The 2,488-nt window shown below is 69.5% G+C and carries 2 protein-coding genes; both read right to left on the bottom strand.

Features of this window, described 5'->3' with window-relative positions; translation table 11 throughout:
• Positions 1 to 60: 60 nt before the first annotated feature.
• Positions 61 to 894, bottom strand: a complete 834-nt coding sequence (gene istB, locus Y694_RS21290; protein ID WP_011829064.1) for an IS21-like element helper ATPase IstB — start codon at positions 892 to 894, stop codon at positions 61 to 63.
• Positions 891 to 2,390 (bottom strand): IS21 family transposase, encoded by a 1,500-nt coding sequence (istA, locus tag Y694_RS21285; RefSeq protein WP_036236417.1) that lies wholly within the window; start codon positions 2,388 to 2,390, stop codon positions 891 to 893. Before istA ends, istB begins: the two co-directional genes overlap by 4 nt.
• Positions 2,391 to 2,488: the final 98 nt, after the last annotated feature.

Below are 2,488 nucleotides of genomic sequence, written 5' to 3'. Positions count from 1 at the left end.
GTTGACGATCGCCCAGAACTGACCCGCTGCGATCATTCAATACTGACCCACCCCTGTAGGCTACCCGAGGGTGCCTTGGTCTGTGGATATCTCTGCGGTTCTGGGGTCTTGGGTCGGTCCTTTCCTGCGTTGCGTCGTTGATCGGGTTCGTGCCGCAGCGGTGGTCGTGCTGCTGTGCCTGAAGCGCCAGGAGTCGTTGCCGCTCTCGACGATGTGGCAGTGGTGCGTGAGCCGGTCCAGCAGCGCAGTGGTCATCTTCGCGTCGCCGAAGACGCTGGCCCACTCGCCGAAGCTCAGGTTGGTCGTGATCACCACGCTGGTGTGCTCGTAGAGCTTGCTCAGCAGGTGGAACAGCAAGGCGCCGCCGGCCTGGCTGAACGGCAGGTAGCCCAGCTCGTCCAGGATGAGCAGGTCCACGTAGGTCAGCCGGTGCGCGATCTGCCCGGCCCGGCCTGCGGCCTTCTCCGCCTCCAGCGCGTTGACCAGTTCCACCGTCGAGTGGAAGCGCACCCGCTTGCCGTGCCGCTGGACCGCCTCGATGCCGAGCGCGGTGGCCAGGTGCGTCTTGCCCGTGCCCGGCCCGCCGATGAACACCACGTTGTGGGCGGCCTCAGTGAACGCCGTCGTGTGCAGCTTGCGCACCAGCGCTTCATCGACCGCACTGCTGGCGAAGTCGAAGCCCGCCAGGTCCCGGTGCGCCGGGAACCGGGCCGCCGTCATCTGGTACGCGATCGAGCGCACGTTGCGCTCGGCGCCCTCGGCATCGAGCAACTGCTCGACGAACTGCTCGGGCTCCAGCGCCGCATGCCGGCAGCGCGCCACCAGCTCCGGCCAGTTCGCCGCCATGCCGTGTAGCTTGAGCGCCTTCAGGCGCGTGACGATCTCGGCGCTCATGGCTGCTGGGCCTCCCGCAGGCTGTCGTAGCGCTGCACGTCGGCGCGGGGCTCTTCCTTGAGCGTCGGGGCGGGCTGCGTCAGCTCGCGCAGCGCCGGCGCCCCATCCTTCAGCCGCGCCAGCACGTTGAGCACATGCTCGGCACTCGGCCTGCCGGCTTCCAGCGCGATCTCCGCTGCGACGAGCACGGCCTCCAGCCCGTGCACCGGCACGGCCGCCAGCACCTGCGCCATGACCCGGTCGCCGCCGGCATGGCGCAGCAGGTGACGCTGCAGCGTCTGCAGCACCTCGGGCATGGCCTTGAAGGGCGCGCCGTTGCGCAGCGCCCCCGGCTTGGTCTGCACCAGCGCGATGTAGTGCTGCCAGTCGTAGAAGGTCAGCTCCCGCTCGAAGCTCCTCGTGTGCCGGGCCACCTCGACGCCCTCGGCCACCAGCACCACGGCCTCGGGGTAGGCGCGCAGGCTGAGCACTTCGTTGACCCAGCGGGTCGGCACGCTGTAGCGGTTGCGCTGGAAGTGCACCAGCGCCGTCGCCGACACCCGAACGGGCTGCTCGACGTAGCCGTCGAAGGGCTTCGGGCATGGCATGAGGCGGGTGCGCTCGTCCTGCAGCACGTCGGCCACGCTCAGCTCGGACCACTCGGGGTGTGCCGTCTCCTCCCAGCCCTGGCGGCAGCGCTCGGCCAGCCAGGCGTTCAGGCTGGCCAGGTCGCTCCAGCGCCGCTCGCCGGCCTCGCGCCACACCTGGCGCCGGCGGTCCTGCACGTTCTTCTCGACCACGCCCTTCTCCCAGCCCGAGGCCGGGTTGCAGAACTCGGGCTCGAACAGGTAGTGCGAGCACATGGCCTGGAAGCGGGCGTTGACGGAGCGCGCCTTGCCCACACCGACCTTGTCCACGGCGGTCTTCATGTTGTCGTAGATGCCCCGGCGCGGCACGCCACCCAGCGCCTCGAAGGCCCGGGCGTGCGCGTCGAACAGCATCTCGTGGCTCTGGGCAGGGTAGGCCGTCAACCAGAAGGCCCTCGAGGCCGCCAGCTTGGTGTGCGCCACCTCGAGCCGGCGGCGCAGTCCGCCCACGAAGACGTACTCGCAGCTCCAGTCGAACTGGAAGGCGTCGCCCAGCTCGAAGCTCATCGGCACGAAGGCCGCACGCCGCGGGGCGCTGGCCTGCCGCTCGCGCCAGCGGCGCACCCACACGACCACGCGCGGGTAGCTGCCCGCGTAGCCCAGCGCCCGGATCTGCTCGAACAGGGCCTTGGCCGTGCGCCGCTCGCGCACCGGGCGGTGCGCATCGGCACGCAGTGCCGCCTCCAAGTGCTCGGCCCAGGCGTCAAGCACGCTCGCCGTGCTGCGCTCGGGGTACTTCGGCTCGGTCACGCCTTCCTCGCGCAACCACTGCCGCACGGTGTTCCTCGACAAGCCCGTGCGCCTCGCCACCTCGCGGATGGACAGGCCATCTCGCAGGTGCATCCGTCTGATCTTGGCCAACATCGCCACGCTGATCACTCCTGGCTCTCCCCGCTCGTTCATCGAGCAGGGCAGTGTGTTTGCGTGGGTCAGTTTTGAACGATCGCAATGCCCTCAGGTGGGTCAGT

Source organism: Methylibium sp. T29-B (assembly GCF_000576225.1).
In the GTDB taxonomy this organism is placed as follows: Bacteria; Pseudomonadota; Gammaproteobacteria; order Burkholderiales; family Burkholderiaceae_C; genus Methylibium; species Methylibium petroleiphilum.
This window is presented reverse-complemented; position numbering and strand designations above follow the sequence as displayed.

What these genes read in the sequence shown, in the direction of transcription:
- istB (WP_011829064.1), bottom strand. Translation starts at nt 894, where the DNA reads ATGAGCGCCGAGATCGTCACGCGCCTGAAGGCGCTCAAGCTACACGGC.